The sequence below is a fragment of the Arsenicicoccus sp. UBA7492 genome (genome assembly GCF_002479615.1).
In the GTDB taxonomy this organism is placed as follows: Bacteria; Actinomycetota; Actinomycetes; order Actinomycetales; family Dermatophilaceae; genus Arsenicicoccus; species Arsenicicoccus bolidensis.
Genome location: NZ_DLOE01000062.1, coordinates 23,907 through 41,871, shown reverse-complemented (window position 1 = coordinate 41,871; position 17,965 = coordinate 23,907). Strand labels below are relative to the sequence as shown.

Here is a 17,965-nt window from a genome sequence, read left to right as displayed (position 1 = left end):
TTTAAGAGACACGCCCTAGGCGCTCGACACGGTGTCGGTCACGTCCTGGGCGGTCACGTCCTGGAGGTGCCGCAGCGGCCCCTGGCCCTCCCGGGCGCAGCCGCGCATCCACCCGGCGGCCCGCTCGTGGGTGAGCGGCATACCGTCCACCGTGGTGCCGTCCAGTCGCGGCACGTCCACGCTGGTGACCAGGGGGTGCGCCGTGACGCGGGACTCGTCCGCCGCGTTGAAGAGGTCCTCGGACATCTTCTCCCCCGGGCGTAGGCCGGTGTAGACGATCTCGACGTCCTGGCGACCCGACATCCCGATCAGGGTCTCGGCGATCTCCTTGATGCGCACCGGGGTCCCCATGTCGAGCACCATCACCTCCCCGTGATCCCCCATGGTGGCAGCCTGCATGACCAGCTGGCAGGCCTCGGGGATGAGCATGAAGTAGCGCTGCACGTCGGGGTGCGTCACGGTGACCGGACCGCCCTGCGTGATCTGTCGCGTGAAGGCCGGGATCACCGAGCCGCGGCTGCCGAGGACGTTCCCGAATCTCACGCTCATGTAGCGGCCCTCGGACTGCTGTGCCACATCAGCGGTCAACCGCTCGGCGATGCGCTTGCTGTAGCCGAGCACGCAGACGGGGTCGGCCGCCTTGTCCGTCGAGATGTTGACGAAGGTCTGGACACCGGAGGCCTGGGCTGCGCGAAGGACGTTCAGCGTGCCGAGGACATTGGACTTCCACGCCTCGAGGGGATAGCGCTCCAAGAGGGGGAGGTGCTTGAGCGCGGCCGCGTGGAAGACGACCTGGGGACGGTGCTGCCCGAAGACCCGCTGCATGGCCTCCTGGTCCCGGATGTCCGCGAGGACGATGCTGTCGTTCTGGAGCAGGCCGTGGCCGTCGAGGTCGAGCTGCACCGACTGCAGGGCGGACTCGTCGCGGTCGAGCATGACCAGCTTGGCCGGGTGGAACTTGGCGATCTGTCGGCACAGCTCGCTGCCGATGCTGCCCCCGGCGCCGGTCACGAGGACCACGCGGTTCTCGAGGGTGGTGGCGATGCTGGACTGGTCCAGCGTGATCGGACGTCGACCCAGGAGGTCCTCCAGGTTGATGTCGCGGATGTCGTGCGACGTGGGGGTGCGGCCCACCATGGCGCTCATGGTGGGGACGACCAAGGCCTTGACCCCTGCCTCCATGGCGGCCTGCCGCAGCTCGCGGATGGTGTCGGTGCCTGCGCTCGGGATGGCGATGACCATCTTGTCCGCGTCGTACCTCTCGGCGACCTTGGCGATGTCCTTGCGCCCGCCGCTCACCCGCACGCCGTCGAAGGACCTCCGTCGCTTGCCGCGGTCGTCGTCGAGCAGGGCGACCGGGATGTAGGGGGAGGTCGGGTCGTGACGCAGGTTGCGGATCAGCAGCCGACCGCCGTTGCCGGCGCCGAAGACGAGGATCCGCTCCTTGCCCTCCAGGGTCGCCCAGTGCCGCTGGCGTGCCGCCCGGATGACGAAGCGGGTCGCCATCATGGCGAGCGAGGCGATGAGCGCGGCCATGATCGGGACGGTGCGCGGGACCACGATGGGCCGGGCCGTCATGGCCCAGGCCATGAGGCCGGAGCACACGATGGCGACGGTGGCCGCCACCTCCAGGACCTCCTCGAAGGACCCCCGCACGTGCCCCTTGCGATAGGGGCCGGTGGCGAAGGACACGACGACGTGGCCCAGTGCCGCGGCTCCCGCGACGATCGCGGTGTTGCGGACGAAGGTCGGCTCCAGCTCGTAGGCATGACGAAGCCAGGTGGCGGCGTAGATCGCGACGACCCAGACCGAGGCGTCGATGAGGCACCAGGTCACTCGGACGAACCGATCTCGTCGCCGGGGGGCGAGCATGGGCCACTCCTGTGGGGGTCCCTGCTGAGTCACGCAGGGTAGCTGGACGTATGCTCAGAGTAACCGACGAATGGCGTCCCTACGGCCTTGTGGGGGATTTGGTCACGAATTGTCTTTGCCGTATCAACCAGATGTCGTCATAGAGCGCGATGTTTCGGACGCTCCGGCATACGGTTGCCTCATGAGCGAGCCTGCCCGGATCCTGACCGTCTGCACCGGCAATGTCTGCCGGTCGCCCTACATCGAGCGGCGGCTGCAGCACGAGCTGGATCGGGCCTGGGGCCCGGGGGCCGTGGAGGTCAGCAGCGCCGGGACGGGGGCCCTGGTGGATGCCGCCATGGAGCCCGACGCGCTGTCCCGGCTCGGGGTGGCAGGCGGCGCGGGCGAGGACTTCCGCGCGCGAGCCATCACCCGCGAGCTGGTGTCGGACGCCCAGCTCGTCATCGTGGCCACCCGCGACCACCGGGGAGCCGTCAGCCGCCTCTACCCGCGGGCGCTGTCGCGCATCCACGCCCTGCGCGACCTCGCTCAGCTCGCGGAGGGTGTGGCCGACGACGAGCTGCCGGGCCGCACGTCGGCCCGTGCGTGGCTGGACGAGGTGGTCTCGCTGATCGCCTCGAAGCGAGGCCTGCGTCCGCCGCTGGAGCCGAGGGAGGCCGACGTCGTCGACCCCTTCCGTCAGGGTCGAGACGTCTTCGACACCATGTCCACACAGGTCGAGGACGCGCTGCCACAGGTGCTGCGCGTCCTCGGTGCGGGAGCCGGTGCCGGCGCGGGGAGCCGCTAGACCGTCGTCGACTCCCGGTGGGCGCCGGACCCCGACGGTGTGCGCTCGACGGGCATGGCCGGCTCGGACGAGCGATAGGCGTAGCGCTCGCCGTAGTAGGAGTAGCCGTCCGCGCCCTTGGTCGGCACGCGGTTCATGACGAGCCCCAGCACGCGCGCCCCCACCGTCTCCAGGGTGTCGAGGGCCCGGCTGAGGTCCTCCTTCTTGATGACCCCGGCACCCACGACCATGACGGCGCCGTCGGCCAGACGGGACACGACCGCCGCGTCCGTGACGGGCAGCACCGGAGGGGCGTCGATGATCACGTAGTCGAACCGCTGGCGCAGCTCGTCGAGCACCGCGCGCATGGGGTCCGAGCCGAGCAGCTCGCTCGGGTTGGGCGGGATCGGTCCGGCCCCGAGGACGTGGACGTTCTGTCCGAAGGGCTGGAGCACGTCGTCCAGCTCGGCGTCGCCGATGAGCACCGTCGTCAGCCCCACGCCGCCCTCGAGGCCCATGTACTGCAGCAGCCGCGGACGACGCAGGTCACCCTCGACGACGCAGACGCGCGCGCCGCTGGCGCCCATCGTCAGCGCGAGGTTGGCCGTGCTGGTGGACTTGCCCTCGCCCGGCAGCGACGAGGTGAACACCAGCACCTTGGGGTGGTTGGCCGCGTCGACGAACTGGAGGTTGGTGCGCAGCGTGCGAAAGGCCTCGGCGCGCGTGCTCTGCGGGTCGCCCTGCACGATGAGCGGGTGGGTCTTGGCGTCGGGGTCGAAGTGGATGCCCCCGATGATCGTCTCGTCGGTGACCTCCTTGACGTCCCGCTCGCCCTTGATGGAGGTGTCCAGCAGGTCGCGGAGCAGCGCGAGACCGAGGCCGAGCAGCAGACCCAGGAGCAGGCCCATGGCCAGGTTGCGGGCAGGACGAGGCGCGACGGGTGCGGAGCCCTCGGTGGCCGGCCGCACGACGGTGGCCTTGACCGGGCTCTCCTGGCCGGCCTTGACCGACTGCAGCTCCTGGATGGTCGAGGTGAACTCCTCGGCCACGGCGTTGGCGACCCGAGCGGCCTTGGCCTTGTCGCGGTCGACGACGGAGACGTTGAGGAGCACGGTGTCGGGAGGCGTGGTGGCCGTGACGGAGCGTGCCAGGCTGGCCGAGCGGTCGACGCCCAGCGCGTCGTGGATGGGGTCGAGCACCTTGGGCGAGGTGATCACGTCGGCATAGGTCTTCATCTGCTTCTGCGTGAAGGTGCTGCCTTGGGCCAGCTCGGCGGTCGTCTCGCTGTTGGCCGTCGAGATGAAGAGCTGGGCCGTGGACTGGTAGGTCCGGGGCGTGAGGATCGTCAGGGCGGCGGCGGCCAGCACTGCGAGGCAGGTGACCGCGACGATGATGCGCCAACGCTTCCGCACGACGCGGAGGTAGTCCTGCAGGTCCACGAGGAGTCTCTCTTCTCCCGGGCGCTGACCTTACAGTCGGCGCACATCTGAATACTGAGCGTGATGCTATCGGGTAAAACGGGGGCGAGGTAGGACCTACCCGCCAAAACCCTGCTTGGGCGACACGTTGTCGACATACGTCGCCATCGAGTCGGTGCGAAGGTGCTCGGCCAGCTTGGACATCTGGCTGCGGCTCATGACGACGATCGACATGTTGTTGGGGCCCGGCTCGGCCGCGACCCACGGCGCGGTCGTCGTGTGGATGTCGCTGCCGCGCACGTTGCGCATGCTCAGCGCGACCTTCTGCATCTCGTCCACCGTGAAGCCGCTGTCCACCGTCATGTTGCGCGTGCCGGCGTCCAGGTAGCTCGAGAACTTCCGGGGGTTCAGCAGGACGTCGCGGGACAGGCCCTTGGTGAGGACCGCGCGGATGAAGGCCATCTGCCGCTTGCCCCGGCTGATGTCTCCCTGGTTGAGGCCGTAGCGCTCGCGGACCCAGGCCAGGCCCTGCGTGCCGTCGAAGTGGCGGACGCCGGACTCGGTCGGGACGTCAACGCCGCCGATGGCGTCGGTCATCGACCTGAAACCGTTGAAGTCGATCGTCGCGACGTGGTCGATCGGCACCCCGACGAGCGGCTGGATCGTCTGCACCAGCAGCGGCGCGCCACCCATCTCGTAGGCCGCGTTGATCTTGTTCTTGCCCCGCCCCGGGATGCTGACGTAGAGGTCCCGCGGGAAGTGGATCAGGTCGACGCGCTTGCGGTCGTCGGACACGTGGGCGACCACGATCACGTCGGAGCGGCCCTGGTCGGAGCCGCGAGAGTCGCTGCCCAGGACGAGGTAGTTGAGCGAGTTCTTCGACGTCGCCACCTTCTTTGGCTGCGCGACCTCCTCCGAGGCGGTGCCGAGGATGGGCTTGCCGCCGGACAGGATGGGCTTGCCCTGCTGGTCGACGATCTGGCCCTTCGCATCGACGTGCGCGGCCCCGGCGTCGACCGGCTTGCCCTGCTGGTCCGTCACGACCTTGCCGCTGCTGTCGACCAGGTTGCCCTTGTCGTCCTGCGGGACGATCCGGTGCTCGGCCGGCGCGTCGGGCAGCAGGGGCGCGCGCTGCACGTTGTCGGACACGGTCCGGCGCAGGTGCCAGGCATAGCCGCCGACCGCGGCGGCGCACAGCACGAGGACGGCGGCGAGCGTCCACGCCAGAGGCTTGAGCCACCGGCGTCGAAGTCGGGGCAGGGCGTGACCGTCAGGGCCCGCGTCGGGCGCCTCGACGTCGCGCTCGGTGGGAGAGGGAGGGACCGGCATACGACCAGAGTAGTTGCCTGGGGGACTGATGTAACACAAAGCAACCGTCAAGCACTTTGTGTGGTCGCTCTGTGTGACCGGTTGGGGCCCCTCCGCTCGTGCGGAGCTGGTGGCGACCGGTGGAGCTCATGATCGGGATGTCCGGCACGCTCGCGCTCGCACGCTGAGGCAACCACCTCTGCACCCCGAGGGCTGGGTCTGCCGGTCAGCGGCGCACCCGATAGCGCAGGTGCAGCACCCGGTTGCCGACGAGCGCCACGTCAGGATCCTCCAGGAGGTGCTGCGCGTCGATGGACCCGAAGTAGCGCCTGCCGGAGCCGAGGACGACCGGCGCCACGTCCATGCGCACCTCGTCGACGAGACCCGCCACCAGGGCCTGGCCACCGACGTCGCCCGCGGCGACCTCGACGATGCGGTCACCCGCGAGCTCCTGCGCCCTGGCCACGGCGGCCTCGACCCCGTCGACGAAGTGGAACGGTGCCGTGGGGTTCCAGCCGTCGGGCGGCGGCCTGTGGGTGACCACCACCACGTGCTCGATCCCGCTCGGAGGTGTCCCATCCCAACCGTCCGTCAGGTCGAAGACTCGGCGGCCGACGACGGTCACCCCGATGCTGTCCCAGTAGGGCCGGGTGTAGTCGTGGGACGCCTGCGACACCGTCAGGGCACCGCTCGCGTCCAGGGGGACGTCCCCGCTGACGAGCCAGTCGAACAACGGCCCGGGCTGGTCGTTCTCGTCCGCGACGAAGCCGTCGACCGAGACCGATGCATACATGACTACCGTGCCCATGGCGTGCTCCTCTGTATGTGTTGGGGGGACTCACGCTAGGGGCGGGGGAGCTGCGGCTCTTGTAAGAAATCAATCGTTCGGGAGCGACCAGCTGTCGAGCACGTGACCGGGATGCTCGCGCAGGAACCGCTGACGGACGCCGACATCCTCCGTGGGTGTGAGTCCCGTGAACTCGCGGAACTCGTGGCCGAAGTGGGCCTGGTCGAAGAAGCCCGCCCCGGCCGCGAGGTCGGCCCAGTCGATCCGTTCGGCGGGGTCGAGCGAGAGCAGGGTAGCGGCGAAGCGGTAGCTGCGGGCGAGCCGCTTGGGCGTGACTCCGATGATCTCCTTGAACCGCTGGGCCAGGTGAGTGCTGCTGACGCCGGCTGCCACGCTCAGGTCCCCGACCACGACCACCCCGCGGGTCGACGCGATCACCCGACTGGTGTGGCGGACCAGCCCGAGACCGGTCGTCGCGCGCATCCGTCCCATCAGCTCGTCCTCGAGCAGGGCGAGCATCTCCGCCGGGCCGGCTGCCGTCGCCAGCCGGTCGCGCAGCTCGTCGCTGGCCGACCGACCCCACGCCTGCTCGATCGTCACCGGCCGGTCGCACAGCTCGCCGGCCGGCATCGGCAGGAACGAGGTCGCCCCCCACGGCTTGAAGTGCACCCCCACGGACCGGGTGCTGACCGGGTAGCCGAACTCGATGGCGCGGGTGGGCGTCGTCACCACGCAGCCGTCGGAGTACTCCTCCGCCTCGGCGCCACTGCCGGAGCGGATACGGAAGGGGTCGCTGAGGTTGACGACGAGGAACGCCGCCGGCGACGGCGGCAGCCGCAACCGGGCGTATGGCGGCGCGCCCTCCAGGTAGTAGAGGTCGTCGATCAGCTCGTCCAGTGGCGGCCGCGGCACTCTGGAGACGTACTCCATGCGCCCAGCATCGCCGATCACCGCGGCGACCGGCTGGCGGCGGCGTCGGCATACGGCCGAAGTCCGGTGAGTGGCAATGGCAATCCGATGCCCGGCAACCAGCTGGTGACGGACGGCCGGGCTGTTGACCGGCCGGCTCTAGCGGCTCTCGCCGAGGACCTGGGCGATGCCGTCGCGATAGGTCGTGACGGCGAAGTCGGGGAAGCGGCGGGTGAACTCCGAGGAGTCGAAGACGTTGTCCCCCCGGTAGCGGGGCAGCAGCTCGCTCATCTCCTTGAGGGGCTGGGAGACGAGGCTGCCGAGCCGGAACGCCGCGACGGGCAGGACGGTGAACGGGATGCGCCGGCCGGTCACCTCCGACGCGACCGCGATGAGCTGGCGGTAGGTCAGGCGGTGCGGGTCGACGGGCAGGTGCCAGGTCCGCCCGTAGGCATCGGGGGTGTTGCCGATGAGCGCCATCGCGCGGCTGGCGTCAGGCGTCCAGATCAGCGACCGCACGGCGTCCGCGTTGACCGGCACGAGTGGCCGCTTGCCCGCCTTGATCCGGTCGAGCACCAGCGTGTTGGTGTAACTTCTGGTCAGGCCCGGGCCGTAGAACTCCGGCGCCCGGCAGATGACGGCGTCGATCCGGCCCGCCCCCATCTCCCGCAGCAGCAGCGAGGTCATCTCGGCGCGCACCCGCCCCTTGCGGCCGTTCGGCGCGAACGGGGTCGACTCGGTCTGCGGGGCCGTGCTGCCCGGATACATGTAGGTGTTGTCGAAGTAGACGAGCGTGGTGACGTGCTCGACGCACGCGTCGATGACGTTGCGCATCATCGTGGGGAACTGCTCCTCCCACAGCTGCGAGTCCAGCGGCAAACCCACGGTCAGATAAGCGATCTCGCTCCCCGCGACGGCGCGCGACGTGGCCTCGGCGTCCGTCAGGTCGGCGGCCACCAGCTCGTCGGTGTCGTGCACCTTCTGCGGGTGACGACTGACCAGCCGTATGTCGTGCGTGTGGCTGCGGTAGAGCTCGCGGGTCAGCTCCACGGCGATCTGGCCGTTCGCGCCGAGGACGGTCTGCATCAGGAACCCCATGTCTGTCGTGATGTCTGTCGTGCGGGTCGGGACGCACCGCTGCTGCGGCGGTCTCGGAGACGTGGGCGACAACGCAGCCCCTGCGCGCCGTCATTCCGTAGCAGACTGAAGTCTCCGATCCCGCAGGCGAAAGGACTGACCATGAGCGTTCCCACCGATGCAGCGTTCGAGATCCCCAAGGAGGGGGACAACGAGGGCGCGCGGCCCCAGGAGGGCGGCGAGCACGAGGCCTACGTGGACGAGAGCAACGTCCCTCACTCCGACCGCGAGGCGACGGACGACCCGTCCATCTGACCCCGCTGCCTGCGAGAGCCCCCGACCCGCCGCGGGCCGGGGGTTCTCGCGCGACACCGGCCCTGGGCGGGGCGGCTTAGCCTGGCCCCATGGACAAGCCCTCCTGGCCCCCGGTGGCAGGCCCCATAGGTGTCGGCACGCTCTTCGTCGTCGTGACCTTGGCGTTCCCACGAGGCGGTGACCTCGAGACGCTCGGGCTGGTGCTGAAGGTCGCCCTGGGGCTGTGGTCCCTCTACCTCTTCGTCCAGCTGTTCCGTCAGATCCTGCGTGACGACCCCGACTTCAACGGGGAGAGCGAGCGTCGGTTCCGCGAGCGGCACAACCGCCCCAAGGACTCCTGAGGGGACGCAGACAGCTGCGACACGCCGCTCGGAGGAGCACTTCTCGTCCTCTCGCGGCGAGGGGCGGGGCGGGCGGCATACGGGCTCTGCCTCTCGATCAGGCGTCGACCTCGCGCAGGCGACCGGTCGCCACGTCGAAGACGAAGCCGCGGATCGAGTCCGTTTGCGGCACATAGGGATCGGCGACGATCCGGGCGATCGAGGAGCGGACGTCGGCGTCGAGGTCGGTGAACGCTGCGGACTCCCAGCCCGGCCGCGTCCCCGTCTCCTGCTCCAGGTCGTCGCGGAAGGCCTGGTCGGTGAACGTCAGCATCCCGCAGTCCGTGTGGTGCACCAGGACGATCTCGCGCGTGCCCAGCAGGCGCTGGCTGATCGCCAGGGATCGCAGGACGTCCTCGGTGACGACGCCTCCGGCGTTGCGTATGACGTGCGCCTCGCCCTCACCGATGCCGAGGACGCGGGACACGTCGAGCCGGGCGTCCATGCACGCCACCACCGCCACGTGCTTGGACGGCGGCAGGGGGAGCGGGCCCTCGAAGCCCTGCGCGTAGGTCTCGTTGTTGGTGAGCAGCTGGTCGGTGACGGTCATGAGGGTTCCGTTCCTCGAGGCGGTGGGTCAGTGCGCGTGGTTGCGGATGCCGTCGAGCCAGCGGTCGACGCCCCGCACCGGGCGGCCGTGCGTGGAGACGATCAGCTCGGGCTCGAGCTCGGCGAGGTGGCGGCGGGACTCCACCGCTCCGGCGGGGTCGTGGTGCCAGCTGGCCGGCAGCTTCATCCACCGGGGCGAGGTGGGGTCGTTGGAGATGTTGGTCGGCCCGTCCCCGACGATGAGGACGCGGTCGGACTCGCGCCAGAAGGCCAGCAGGCCGGGGCTGTGGCCGGGCTGCGGCAGGACCGTGAAGCTGCCGACCTGGTCGCCCTCCGTGAGGCGCTGGTCGACGCGGTGCCGTTGGCGCGTCATACGGGGCACGATCAGTCGCCCGGAGAGCCCGGCGTGGTAGGCGATGCTGCCGCGCTCGAAGTCGTCGGCCTCGAGCTCGCTCATCGCCAGCGGCGCGCCGGTGTGGCTGCACAGCCAGGCGCTCGAGCCGACGTGGTCGCCGTGGGCGTGCGTGACGACGTGGCGGCCGACGTCGCGGCCCCGCAGCAGCCGCGCCAGGCGCTTGCCCGACCACGCGGGGCCGGAGTCGATGACGATGTCACCGTCGGGCCCGTCGAGGACCACGGAGTTGAACATGCTGAGCGGGGCGAGAGAGGCGAGGTGCACCCCGTCCGCCACGGGCTGCAGGGAGGTAGCCATCCATCGAGCCTAGGCGCCATCCGGCCGATCGGCAGTGGGGAGCGCTTGCGCGCCCGGTCAGCGTCCGTCAGCGCCCGTCAGCGGCCGAGCTGGGCGTGCCAGGCGTCGTGCTGGGACTCCTCGGCGGCGCCGACTCGAGCGCCGCAGCGATCGCACACCTGGTAGCGAACCGCCCAGCTGCCGGACCAGCGGTAGCCGGGGCCCGACGGCGGCATCGTGAAGCCGAGATAGGTCATCAGCTTGTGCGGGACGTTCCCCATCTCCGCAGTATGCGTCGACGGGCGCGTCAGCCCTTGCCGAACCGCGTCCCGCCGTACTTCTTGTGCACCGCCTGCCTGCTCACGCCCAGCACGCCGGCGATCTGCGCCCAGGACGCACCCTTGGTCCTCGCTCGGCGCACGACCACCGCCTCGGTGCGGTTGATCTCGCGGTGCAGCTCGGCGACGGCGGCCAGCGCACGCAGCGGGTCGTCGTCGCCGGCCTGGCTCACCAGTGCACTCATCGGCTGCTCACCCATCTCGTGTCCGTTCCTCGCGGCGACCTGGCGTCAATCTACGTTGACGTCCGTATGTCGTCAATCCTGGTTGACGTCTGGCCCGGGCCCGACGCTCGCGGTCGTCCGTCATGAGCCGGTCCTGCAGGGGCGTGGCAGGGGTGGGCCCATGAGCGACGCGTGAGGGTGTTGGTGGTCGTCGCGGGGGCCGTCCAAGCGTGGGATGCCTTGCGCGCCAAGGATTCTCGATGAAGCACTCGGCGTGACGGGCAGGGGAGGCGCCCGCTGACGGGTGGCAAGGGTGCGTGAGCGGGTGCTGGAGTTGCGGCCGGGGGGCGGCCGGGGTGCGGCAGGTCTAGAGGGCGGGACTTGCCACATACGACACGTGCTGTCTCGTGACAGGCCAGTTGTCCTATGGGGCAAGTGCGGCCGAGCAATGAGGTCACCGCCTGGAGCGTGCGGCCGTGACGGCGTCAGGAGGGTTGACGGGCGGCGTCCTGGCTCCTGACGATCAGCGAGCGCGACAGGTTTCCCTGCGGCTCCGGACGGTGAGTTCCCGCAACGCCACGTGAGCGTGGCCTCCGGGGCGAGGGTTGGCAGCGCTGGGCCGCGTCAAAGGTGCGTCGGGCCAGCACGAAGCGCACGCGCGGCCGCCGAGGTGGGCGGCGAGGGGACGCAAACGTCCGCGACACGCCGTGCTACGCGACAGCTGCGTCCCCTCGAGGTGCGCGCGGACACGCCGGGGAGCAGGTGCGCGGGGTGAGAGGGCAAGAGTGGCAGCGAAACGCCGGTCAGGAGAGCGATCTGTGCCCTCTCGACCGGCGTCCGCGTGAGCGACCAGCGACCGGCGACCGGCGGCGCCGGCCGCGCGGCGTGGGTCAGGCGCGGAGGGACTTCTCGATCGCGTCGACCATCACGTCGATGTCGTCCGTCGTCGCGACCAGCGGGGGAGCGAGGCGGATCGTCGAGTCGTGGGCGTCCTTGGCGAGGACGCCGTGACCGGCCATGCGGTGGCAGAGCTCGTAGCCCGTCATCAGGTGGGGGTCGACGTCGAGGCCGGCCCACGCGCCGCGCACCCGCACCTCGAGGACGCCGTGCTCGCGCAGGGCCTTGAGCCGTGGGGTCATGTAGTCGCCGAGGACGCGGGCGCGGTCGTTCCACTCGTCGGTGAGGAGCATCTGCACGACCTCGTGCCCCACGGCCGCGGCCAGCGGGTTGCCGCCGAAGGTCGAGCCGTGCGAGCCGGGCGTGATCACGTCCATCACGTAGTGGTCCGCCGCGATCGCCGACACGGGCAGCAGGCCGCCGCCGAGCGCCTTGCCCATGACGTAGATGTCGGGCACGACGTCCTCGTGGTCGCACGCGAACGTCCGCCCGGTGCGGGCGAGGCCGGACTGCACCTCGTCCGCGATCATCAGCACCTCGTGGCGGGTGCACAGGTCACGCACGCCCGGCAGGAACCCGGCCGGCGGGATCAGCACCCCGCCCTCGCCCTGGATCGGCTCGAGCAGGACCGCGGCCGTGTGCTCGTCGATCGCCTGGTCCAGGGCCTCGAGGTCGCCATACGGCACCACCCGGAAGCCGGGGGTGTAGGGGCCATAGCTCCGCCGCGCGATGTCGTCGGTGGAGAAGGACACCACCGTGGTCGTGCGGCCGTGGAAGTTGCCCTCCATGGTGACGATGTTGGCCTGGTCGGCCGGGATGCCCTTGACGTCGTAGCCCCAGCGCCGGGCCACCTTGACGGCGGTCTCGACGGCCTCGGCTCCGGTGTTCATCGGCAGGATCATGTCCTTGCCGGTGAGCGTGGCGAGGTCGCGGGCGAACGGCCCGAGCTGGTCGCTGTGGAACGCCCGGCTGGTCAGGGTGAGCTGGTCCAGCTGCTGGTGCGCCCGGGCCACGAGCCGCGGGTGGCGGTGGCCGAAGTTGAGCGCGGAGTAGCCCGCCAGCGCGTCCAGGTAGCGCCGGCCGTCCACGTCGGTCACCCACGCGCCCTCGCCCTCGGTGAGGACGATCTCGAGCGGGTGATAGTTGTGCGCGGCATAGGTCTCGACGAGACGGATCTGCTGGTTGGTGGTGCTCATGCTGGGGCTCCTTGCTGTATGCCGGAGGCGCTGGCGCGCCGGCCCGACCTGGGGCGGGGACGGCCGGATCAGGCCGTCTCGTCGGTGAGCACGCGTCCGCGGGTCTCGGGGAGCGTGAGGACGGTGGCTGCGCTCACGAGCAGCAGCGCGATGACGTAGTAGGAGAAGGCCTGGGGACCGTAGGCCCGGGTGAGGTAGGTCTGCAGGTAGAGGCTCGTCCCACCGAAGATAGCAATGGCCACCGACAGCGGGAGCGCGACGCCGATCGTGCGGATGCGGGTGGGGAAGATCTCGCACATGATCGCCGGCGAGATCGCGCACGGCGCGGCGACGAAGACCTGGGCGATCGTCATCGCGAGGAACAGCTTGATCGGGGTGCCGTCGATCATCGCCGACAGGGGGACGCACAGGGCGATCAGGCCGACGATGCCGATGATCATGACGGGCTTGCGGCCGATCCGGTCGGACAGGATGCCCCACAGCGGCAGCCACAGGAGGAACAGCGTGTTGGCGGCCACGCTCGCGATCAGCGTCTGCGTGGGGTCGGCCTTGAGGACCGCGATCGAGTAGCCCGCAGCGGCCACGACCCAGAGGTAGTACGAGACGGTCGGGCCGACCGTCATACCGATCACCTGGAACGCCGAGCGGCGGTGCACCCACATCTCGTGGGCCAGGCTGGGGCGGTCCTGCGCGATGGTGGGCTCGGTGCGCGTGAACTCCTCGGTCTCGCTCATCCGCGAGCGCATGTAGAGCGCGAACAGCCCGCCGAGGGCGCCGATGACGAAGGCGATGCGCCAGCCCCACGCGGTCATGTCGGCGCGGCCGAGCGTGGCGGACAGGACGGCGGCCAGGACCAGCCCGAAGTTCGCGCCGATGGTGCCGGAGAAGTAGATCAGGGTCGACCACAGGCCGCGACGCTCCGGCGGGGCGGCCTCCGCGAGGTAGGCCTGCGCGGCCGGCTGCTCGCCACCGTGCGCCAGGCCCTGCAGGACGCGGGCGACGAACAGCAGCACCGAGGCGAAGACGCCGACCATCGCGTAGGACGGGGCGATCGCGATGATCAGGCTGGCGAACGCGCCGAGGGCCATCGTCATCGCGAGGGCGCGCTTGCGGCCCAGCCGGTCCGAGACCCGGCCGAACAGGAGCCCGCCGAGGGGGCGCGCGACGAAGCCGACGGCGAACACCGCGAGGGTCGACAGGAACGCCGAGATCGGGTCGGTCGACACGAAGAAGCTGGCGGCGAAGAACGGCGCGAAGCTGGAGTAGATGCTCCAGTCGAACCACTCGATCGCATTGCCGATGCCCGTGCCGACGAGGGTGCGGCGGGTCGAGGTCGGCTTGGCGGGCGCTGCGCTCGCGGGGCGGCGCGAGGGGGAGGCGCCGAGGGGCAGGGAGGTGGCGGACATGGGATTCCTCGATGGGTGAGGTGGAGAGGCTCAGGAGGGGAGCGTGGCCAGCCGGCGGATGGCCAGCTCGGTGTGTATGGCGGCGCCCAGCGGCAGGACGTCGTCGTCGTACGCGGCGTGGGCGCTGTGGTTGAACGGCGCGCTCGCGGGGTTCAGGCCGGCAGGGGTGGCGCCGAGTCCCAGGAAGGTGCCCGGGACGGACTGCAGGGCCCGGGAGAAGTCCTCGGAGGCCGAGAACGGTTGTGGGAGAAGGGAGAACGTGTCCTCGCCGAGCACGTCCGCGACGACGGTGCCGGCGAAGTCGGTCTCGTCGGCGGACGTGTGGGTGACCGGGTAGCCGTCGAGGTAGGACACGTGGGCGGTCATGCCGTGGGCCTGCGCGATGCCCCGGGCGAGCTGCCCGGCGAGCTCGCGGAAGCGGGCGCGGGCTCGGTGGACCAGGAGCGGACGCTGGCGACCAGGCGGGCGTCCTCGGGGATGACGTTGGGGCGTCGCCGGCCCGGAGGCTGCCGACGGTCACGACGACGGGGTCGAAGACGTCGAAGCGGCGCGTGGTCATCGTCTGCAGGGCCATGACGATCTCGCAGGCCACGGGCACGGGGTCGAGCGCGTGCTGCGGCGCGGAGCCGTGACCGCCTCGCCCCTCCACGACGACCTCGAAGCCGTCGGCGGCGGCCAGCATGGCGCCGCGCCGGCTCACGACGTGGCCGCCGGGCACGGTCGCCGCGAAGGCGTGGATCGCGTAGGCCGCGTCGGCGCGACGACCGGCGGCGTCCAGGACGCCCTCGGCGATCATGAGGGCGGCGCCGTCGCGCATCTCCTCGCCGGGCTGGAACATGAGGACCACGTCGCCGCGCAGCTCGTGGCGGCGGTCGGCGAGCAGGCGGGCGGCGCCGGCACCTCGACCGCCTCGTCGCGTCGGGAGCCCTGGCCTTCCGCTGCGACCTGGCGCACGACGCCGCCGACTGGCCGGTGACCTCCGCGTGTTCGTGCGCGTGCCGCCGTCCGACCTCGCCCGCACCGTCACGCTGCTGTCGACGCTCACCCAGCTGCGGCTCATGCTCGGCGTGATGGGGGAGGTCAACCTGGTGTTCTCGGTGTTCGGGCGCTCGGTGGCGGGGGTCGCGGCGTTCGAGGAGACGCTGGGGCGGCGGCTGCCGTGGCTCGAGCACGTCGAGTCGCTGCTCCTGCTGCGCTCCGTCAAGCGCATGGGCTGGGTCCTCGACGAGCAGGGCCGCCGCACCGACCGCCTCGTCGTGCCCGCCGTCGGCAGGGCGCGCCGCACGGCCATCGCGCCCGCCGAGGTTATACGATGCCGCACATGGCGGGTCCGGCCCGACGTGCCCGCACGCACAGCTGACCGAGGAGCGTCATACGAGATGGGTGCCCTGCGAACCCCGCGAGAGAAGTGGATCGACGAAGGGCTGCGCGTCCTGGCCGACGGAGGCGTGGACGCGGTGCGCGTGGAGGTCCTGGCCAAGCGGCTCGGGGTCACCAAGGGCGGCTTCTACGGCTACTTCCAGGACCGGCAGGCGCTGCTGACCGAGATGCTGGACACGTGGGAGCGCGAGGCGGTCGACGAGGTGATCGATCGCGTGCAGGCCGAGGGTGGCGACCTGCTCGACCAGGTGCGGACCGCGGGCCGGCTGACCTTCTCCAACGACCGGCTGCTGCCCGTCGACCTGGCCATCCGCACCTGGGCGCGCCGGGACCCGGAGGTCGCCGAGCGCCTGCGTCGGGTCGACAACCGGCGCATCCAGCTGTCGCGCGACGCCATCTCGACGTTCTGCGACGACCCCGACGAGGTCGAGGCGCGCGCGCTGCTGGCCTACTGCGTCGCCATCGGCAGCCACTTCCTCGCCGCGGACCACCCCCGGCGCACGCGACTGGAGGTCATCAACCACGCGGCCGACCTCATCCTCGACCAGGGGGACCGCGGCCACCTGAGGTGACGCAGGTCGCACCCCCGCCAGTCGTGCACCCGCGGCCGCCGGGCGAGCGACTCCCCGTCTGACGGCCGGCACAGAGTGGTCACACGTCCGACGTCAGGGTGACCTTGATGTCGGATGTGCGACCACTCTGGATCGGGCAGGGCCGCTCCCACGACTGGGGCGACCGCTCCACGGAACGTTAGATTGCAGAGGCGGATCGTCCCGCCGCAACGCCGCGCCCTGGAGGTGGACCTCGTGTCGTCCCTGCTCGTCCGCAACGTACGCCTCGTCCCGGTGACCCCGCCCGAGCTGGGCGGGCGTCATACGGCCTCTGCCGCAGGCGAGCTCGACTCAGGCCAGACCGTTGCCGCGCACGCGGGGTCCGAACCCGTCGACGTGCGTGTCGTCGACGGCGTCGTCACGCAGGTCGGGCCGGGGCTCGCGGACGACGGGTCCCCGGTGCTCGAGGGTGAGGGCCGCTAGGCGATCCCCGGGCTGTGGGACCAGCACGTCCACTCGGCGCAGGCCGGGCTGATGGCCCGCCGGCTCGACGTGTCGGGGACGGCCGGGCCCGAGGAGGTCACGGCCCGCGTGGCCGAGCACGTGCGGTCGCTGGACGAGCGGCCCGACGCCGACCGCACCTCCGTGGTGTCGGCGTGGGGGCACCGCAGCGCGACCTGGTCCCGGCCCGCCACCGTCGCCGAGCTCGACGCCGTCAGCGGCGACCACCCCGTCGTCGTCGTCAGCGGTGACGGGCACAACGGCTGGCTGAACTCCCTTGCGCTGCAACGACTCGGCGCCCCCGCGACCCGGCACGCGCTGGACGAGGACGACTGGTTCCCGGTGTTCGGGAGGTTGTCGGAGCTGACCGGGGATGACGACGTCGAGGGGGCGGTCGCCGACCTCGTCGCCGACGCGAACGCCCGCGGCGTCGTGGGGATCGTGGACTTCGAGTTCGGCGCAGGCTATGCGCGCTGGCCGGAGCGGATCGCGGCCGGGCTGGACACGCTGCGGGTGCGGCCCGCCGTCTATCCCGAGCTGCTGGACGCGGTCGTCGAGGCGGGGCTGCAAACGGGGCAGGACCTCGCGGCCAGCCTGATCACGATGGGCCCGCTCAAGATCATCTCGGACGGCTCGCTCAACACACGCACGGCCTACTGCTGCGAGCCGTACGTCGACGCCGGGTCGCTCGAGTTCCCGCGCGGCAAGGTCAACTTCCCGCTCGACCGGCTCACCTCGCTGCTGTCGACCGCCCACGGCGCCGGGCTCGAGATCGCGCTGCACGCCATCGGCGACGCGGCCGTGGAGCAGGCGCTCGCGGCCTTCGAGGCGACGGGGGCGCACGGCGCCATCGAGCACGCCCAGCTCGTGACCTGGTCGGACGTGCCTCGTATGGCGCGCCTCGGGGTGCGCGCCAGCGTGCAGCCGGCCCACCTGCTCGACGACCGCGACGTCACCGACGTGTGCTGGGGCGACCGGTCCGAGCGGTGCTTCGTGCTGCGGTCGTTCATCGACGCGGGGGTGGTGCTGCGGATGGGGTCGGACGCGCCGGTCTCGCCGCTGGACCCCTGGCTGGCGATGGCGGCGGCGGTCCACCGCAGCGCCGACGAACGCTCCGCCTGGCACCCCGAGCAGGCCATCACCCCGGCCGAAGCGTTGGGCGCGAGCACCGACGGGCAGGGCACGATCGGCGTCGGGTCGCGCGGGGACGTCGTGCTGCTCGACGCCGACCCGCTGGTGTCCGGTGGTGGTGGCGTCCAGGCGGCCGCACGGCTGCGGGACATGCGCGTCGCGGCCACCGTGGTCGCGGGCCGCGTGGTCCACGACGCCCGCTGACGCCGCCGCATGAGCAGTCGGCGTGGGCAGCCGGCATGGGGGCATGACCAATGGCTTGGCTTGCCACATACGACGCCTGGTGTCCCATGGCCCCGTTCGTGTCCTATGGGGCAAGTGTGACGACC

General features: G+C 71.1%; 19 protein-coding genes and 1 pseudogene. 6 read left to right on the top strand and 14 right to left on the bottom strand.

Annotated elements, in window-relative coordinates:
* Positions 1-15 precede the first annotated feature (15 nt).
* Complete coding sequence (locus B4E97_RS18445; RefSeq protein ID WP_286961157.1) at positions 16-1,872, bottom strand: polysaccharide biosynthesis protein; 1,857 nt, start codon at positions 1,870-1,872, stop codon at positions 16-18.
* 181 nt (positions 1,873-2,053) lie between these two features.
* Here B4E97_RS18445 and B4E97_RS18440 point away from each other — a divergent pair, with 181 nt between their 5' ends.
* Positions 2,054-2,659 (top strand): hypothetical protein, encoded by a 606-nt coding sequence (locus B4E97_RS18440; protein WP_239264004.1) that lies wholly within the window; start codon positions 2,054-2,056, stop codon positions 2,657-2,659.
* Here B4E97_RS18440 and B4E97_RS18435 read toward each other — a convergent pair.
* From B4E97_RS18435 to B4E97_RS18415, 5 genes are all read right to left on the bottom strand, one after another.
* Positions 2,656-4,077 carry a polysaccharide biosynthesis tyrosine autokinase gene (locus B4E97_RS18435; RefSeq protein WP_286961154.1) on the bottom strand — a complete coding sequence of 474 codons (1,422 nt, stop codon included), beginning with the start codon at positions 4,075-4,077 and terminating at the stop codon, positions 2,656-2,658. The two genes, B4E97_RS18440 and B4E97_RS18435, sit on opposite strands and share 4 nt — an antisense overlap.
* Before the next feature lie 96 nt (positions 4,078-4,173).
* The gene (locus B4E97_RS18430; RefSeq protein ID WP_286961151.1) at positions 4,174-5,385 is read right to left on the bottom strand and encodes an LCP family protein; all 1,212 of its coding nucleotides are present in this window, start codon (positions 5,383-5,385) and stop codon (positions 4,174-4,176) included.
* A 205-nt stretch (positions 5,386-5,590) separates the two neighbouring features.
* A complete protein-coding gene (locus B4E97_RS18425) occupies positions 5,591-6,172 on the bottom strand; it encodes a dihydrofolate reductase family protein (protein ID WP_286961149.1) in 582 nt (193 codons plus the stop codon).
* Positions 6,173-6,241: 69 nt separating this feature from the next.
* Entirely contained in the window at positions 6,242-7,081 is an 840-nt protein-coding gene (locus B4E97_RS18420) for an AraC family transcriptional regulator (protein ID WP_286961148.1), read from the bottom strand.
* A 138-nt stretch (positions 7,082-7,219) separates the two neighbouring features.
* A complete protein-coding gene (locus B4E97_RS18415; protein ID WP_286961147.1) occupies positions 7,220-8,158 on the bottom strand; it encodes an NAD-dependent epimerase/dehydratase family protein in 939 nt (312 codons plus the stop codon).
* Between the two features lie 141 nt (positions 8,159-8,299).
* Here B4E97_RS18415 and B4E97_RS18410 point away from each other — a divergent pair, with 141 nt between their 5' ends.
* Both B4E97_RS18410 and B4E97_RS18405 read left to right on the top strand, forming a co-directional pair.
* On the top strand, positions 8,300-8,452 hold the full coding sequence (locus B4E97_RS18410) for a hypothetical protein (RefSeq protein ID WP_019286257.1): 153 nt from the start codon (positions 8,300-8,302) through the stop codon (positions 8,450-8,452).
* An 89-nt stretch (positions 8,453-8,541) separates the two neighbouring features.
* A complete protein-coding gene (locus B4E97_RS18405; protein WP_029210290.1) occupies positions 8,542-8,793 on the top strand; it encodes a hypothetical protein in 252 nt (83 codons plus the stop codon).
* A gap of 97 nt (positions 8,794-8,890) precedes the next feature.
* Here B4E97_RS18405 and B4E97_RS18400 read toward each other — a convergent pair whose 3' ends face one another.
* The 8 genes and pseudogenes from B4E97_RS18400 to B4E97_RS19215 form a co-directional block, all read right to left on the bottom strand.
* Entirely contained in the window at positions 8,891-9,382 is a 492-nt protein-coding gene (locus B4E97_RS18400; protein ID WP_286961145.1) for a beta-class carbonic anhydrase, read from the bottom strand.
* A gap of 27 nt (positions 9,383-9,409) precedes the next feature.
* A complete protein-coding gene (locus tag B4E97_RS18395; protein WP_286961144.1) occupies positions 9,410-10,093 on the bottom strand; it encodes an MBL fold metallo-hydrolase in 684 nt (227 codons plus the stop codon).
* 77 nt (positions 10,094-10,170) lie between these two features.
* The gene (locus B4E97_RS18390) at positions 10,171-10,353 is read right to left on the bottom strand and encodes a hypothetical protein (RefSeq protein WP_019286253.1); all 183 of its coding nucleotides are present in this window, start codon (positions 10,351-10,353) and stop codon (positions 10,171-10,173) included.
* Between the two features lie 26 nt (positions 10,354-10,379).
* Complete coding sequence (locus B4E97_RS18385) at positions 10,380-10,610, bottom strand: hypothetical protein (protein WP_286957751.1); 231 nt, start codon at positions 10,608-10,610, stop codon at positions 10,380-10,382.
* A gap of 854 nt (positions 10,611-11,464) precedes the next feature.
* Positions 11,465-12,667 carry an ornithine--oxo-acid transaminase gene (rocD, locus tag B4E97_RS18380; protein WP_286961142.1) on the bottom strand — a complete coding sequence of 401 codons (1,203 nt, stop codon included), beginning with the start codon at positions 12,665-12,667 and terminating at the stop codon, positions 11,465-11,467.
* 68 nt (positions 12,668-12,735) lie between these two features.
* Positions 12,736-14,073, bottom strand: coding sequence for an MFS transporter (locus B4E97_RS18375; protein WP_286961140.1), 1,338 nt, complete (start codon positions 14,071-14,073; stop codon positions 12,736-12,738).
* Between the two features lie 30 nt (positions 14,074-14,103).
* On the bottom strand, positions 14,104-14,439 hold the full coding sequence (locus B4E97_RS18370) for a M20/M25/M40 family metallo-hydrolase (RefSeq protein WP_286961137.1): 336 nt from the start codon (positions 14,437-14,439) through the stop codon (positions 14,104-14,106).
* 163 nt (positions 14,440-14,602) lie between these two features.
* Positions 14,603-14,911: pseudogene (locus B4E97_RS19215) on the bottom strand (amidohydrolase); the annotation flags it as partial.
* Between the two features lie 157 nt (positions 14,912-15,068).
* On the opposite strand from B4E97_RS19215, the gene B4E97_RS18360 reads away from it, so the two are divergent.
* The 3 genes from B4E97_RS18360 to B4E97_RS18350 all read left to right on the top strand — a co-directional run bounded on the left by B4E97_RS18360 (position 15,069) and on the right by B4E97_RS18350 (position 17,840).
* Entirely contained in the window at positions 15,069-16,025 is a 957-nt protein-coding gene (locus tag B4E97_RS18360; RefSeq protein WP_286961133.1) for a TetR/AcrR family transcriptional regulator, read from the top strand.
* A gap of 234 nt (positions 16,026-16,259) precedes the next feature.
* Positions 16,260-16,487 carry a hypothetical protein gene (locus tag B4E97_RS18355; protein WP_286961132.1) on the top strand — a complete coding sequence of 76 codons (228 nt, stop codon included), beginning with the start codon at positions 16,260-16,262 and terminating at the stop codon, positions 16,485-16,487.
* A gap of 3 nt (positions 16,488-16,490) precedes the next feature.
* Positions 16,491-17,840: an amidohydrolase gene (locus B4E97_RS18350; protein WP_349681197.1), complete on the top strand. Its 1,350-nt coding sequence runs from the start codon at positions 16,491-16,493 to the stop codon at positions 17,838-17,840.
* The last annotated feature ends 125 nt before the right edge of the window (positions 17,841-17,965 follow it).

Coding starts and splice junctions, on each gene's coding strand:
- B4E97_RS18445 (WP_286961157.1), bottom strand. CDS start 1,872: ATGCTCGCCCCCCGGCGACGAGATCGGTTCGTCCGAGTGACCTGGTGC.
- B4E97_RS18440 (WP_239264004.1), top strand. CDS start 2,054: ATGAGCGAGCCTGCCCGGATCCTGACCGTCTGCACCGGCAATGTCTGC.
- B4E97_RS18430 (WP_286961151.1), bottom strand. CDS start 5,385: ATGCCGGTCCCTCCCTCTCCCACCGAGCGCGACGTCGAGGCGCCCGAC.
- B4E97_RS18425 (WP_286961149.1), bottom strand. CDS start 6,172: ATGGGCACGGTAGTCATGTATGCATCGGTCTCGGTCGACGGCTTCGTC.
- B4E97_RS18420 (WP_286961148.1), bottom strand. CDS start 7,081: ATGGAGTACGTCTCCAGAGTGCCGCGGCCGCCACTGGACGAGCTGATC.
- B4E97_RS18415 (WP_286961147.1), bottom strand. CDS start 8,158: ATGGGGTTCCTGATGCAGACCGTCCTCGGCGCGAACGGCCAGATCGCC.
- B4E97_RS18410 (WP_019286257.1), top strand. CDS start 8,300: ATGAGCGTTCCCACCGATGCAGCGTTCGAGATCCCCAAGGAGGGGGAC.
- B4E97_RS18405 (WP_029210290.1), top strand. CDS start 8,542: ATGGACAAGCCCTCCTGGCCCCCGGTGGCAGGCCCCATAGGTGTCGGC.
- B4E97_RS18400 (WP_286961145.1), bottom strand. CDS start 9,382: ATGACCGTCACCGACCAGCTGCTCACCAACAACGAGACCTACGCGCAG.
- B4E97_RS18395 (WP_286961144.1), bottom strand. CDS start 10,093: ATGGCTACCTCCCTGCAGCCCGTGGCGGACGGGGTGCACCTCGCCTCT.
- B4E97_RS18390 (WP_019286253.1), bottom strand. CDS start 10,353: ATGGGGAACGTCCCGCACAAGCTGATGACCTATCTCGGCTTCACGATG.
- B4E97_RS18385 (WP_286957751.1), bottom strand. CDS start 10,610: ATGGGTGAGCAGCCGATGAGTGCACTGGTGAGCCAGGCCGGCGACGAC.
- rocD (WP_286961142.1), bottom strand. CDS start 12,667: ATGAGCACCACCAACCAGCAGATCCGTCTCGTCGAGACCTATGCCGCG.
- B4E97_RS18375 (WP_286961140.1), bottom strand. CDS start 14,073: ATGTCCGCCACCTCCCTGCCCCTCGGCGCCTCCCCCTCGCGCCGCCCC.
- B4E97_RS18370 (WP_286961137.1), bottom strand. CDS start 14,439: ATGACCGCCCACGTGTCCTACCTCGACGGCTACCCGGTCACCCACACG.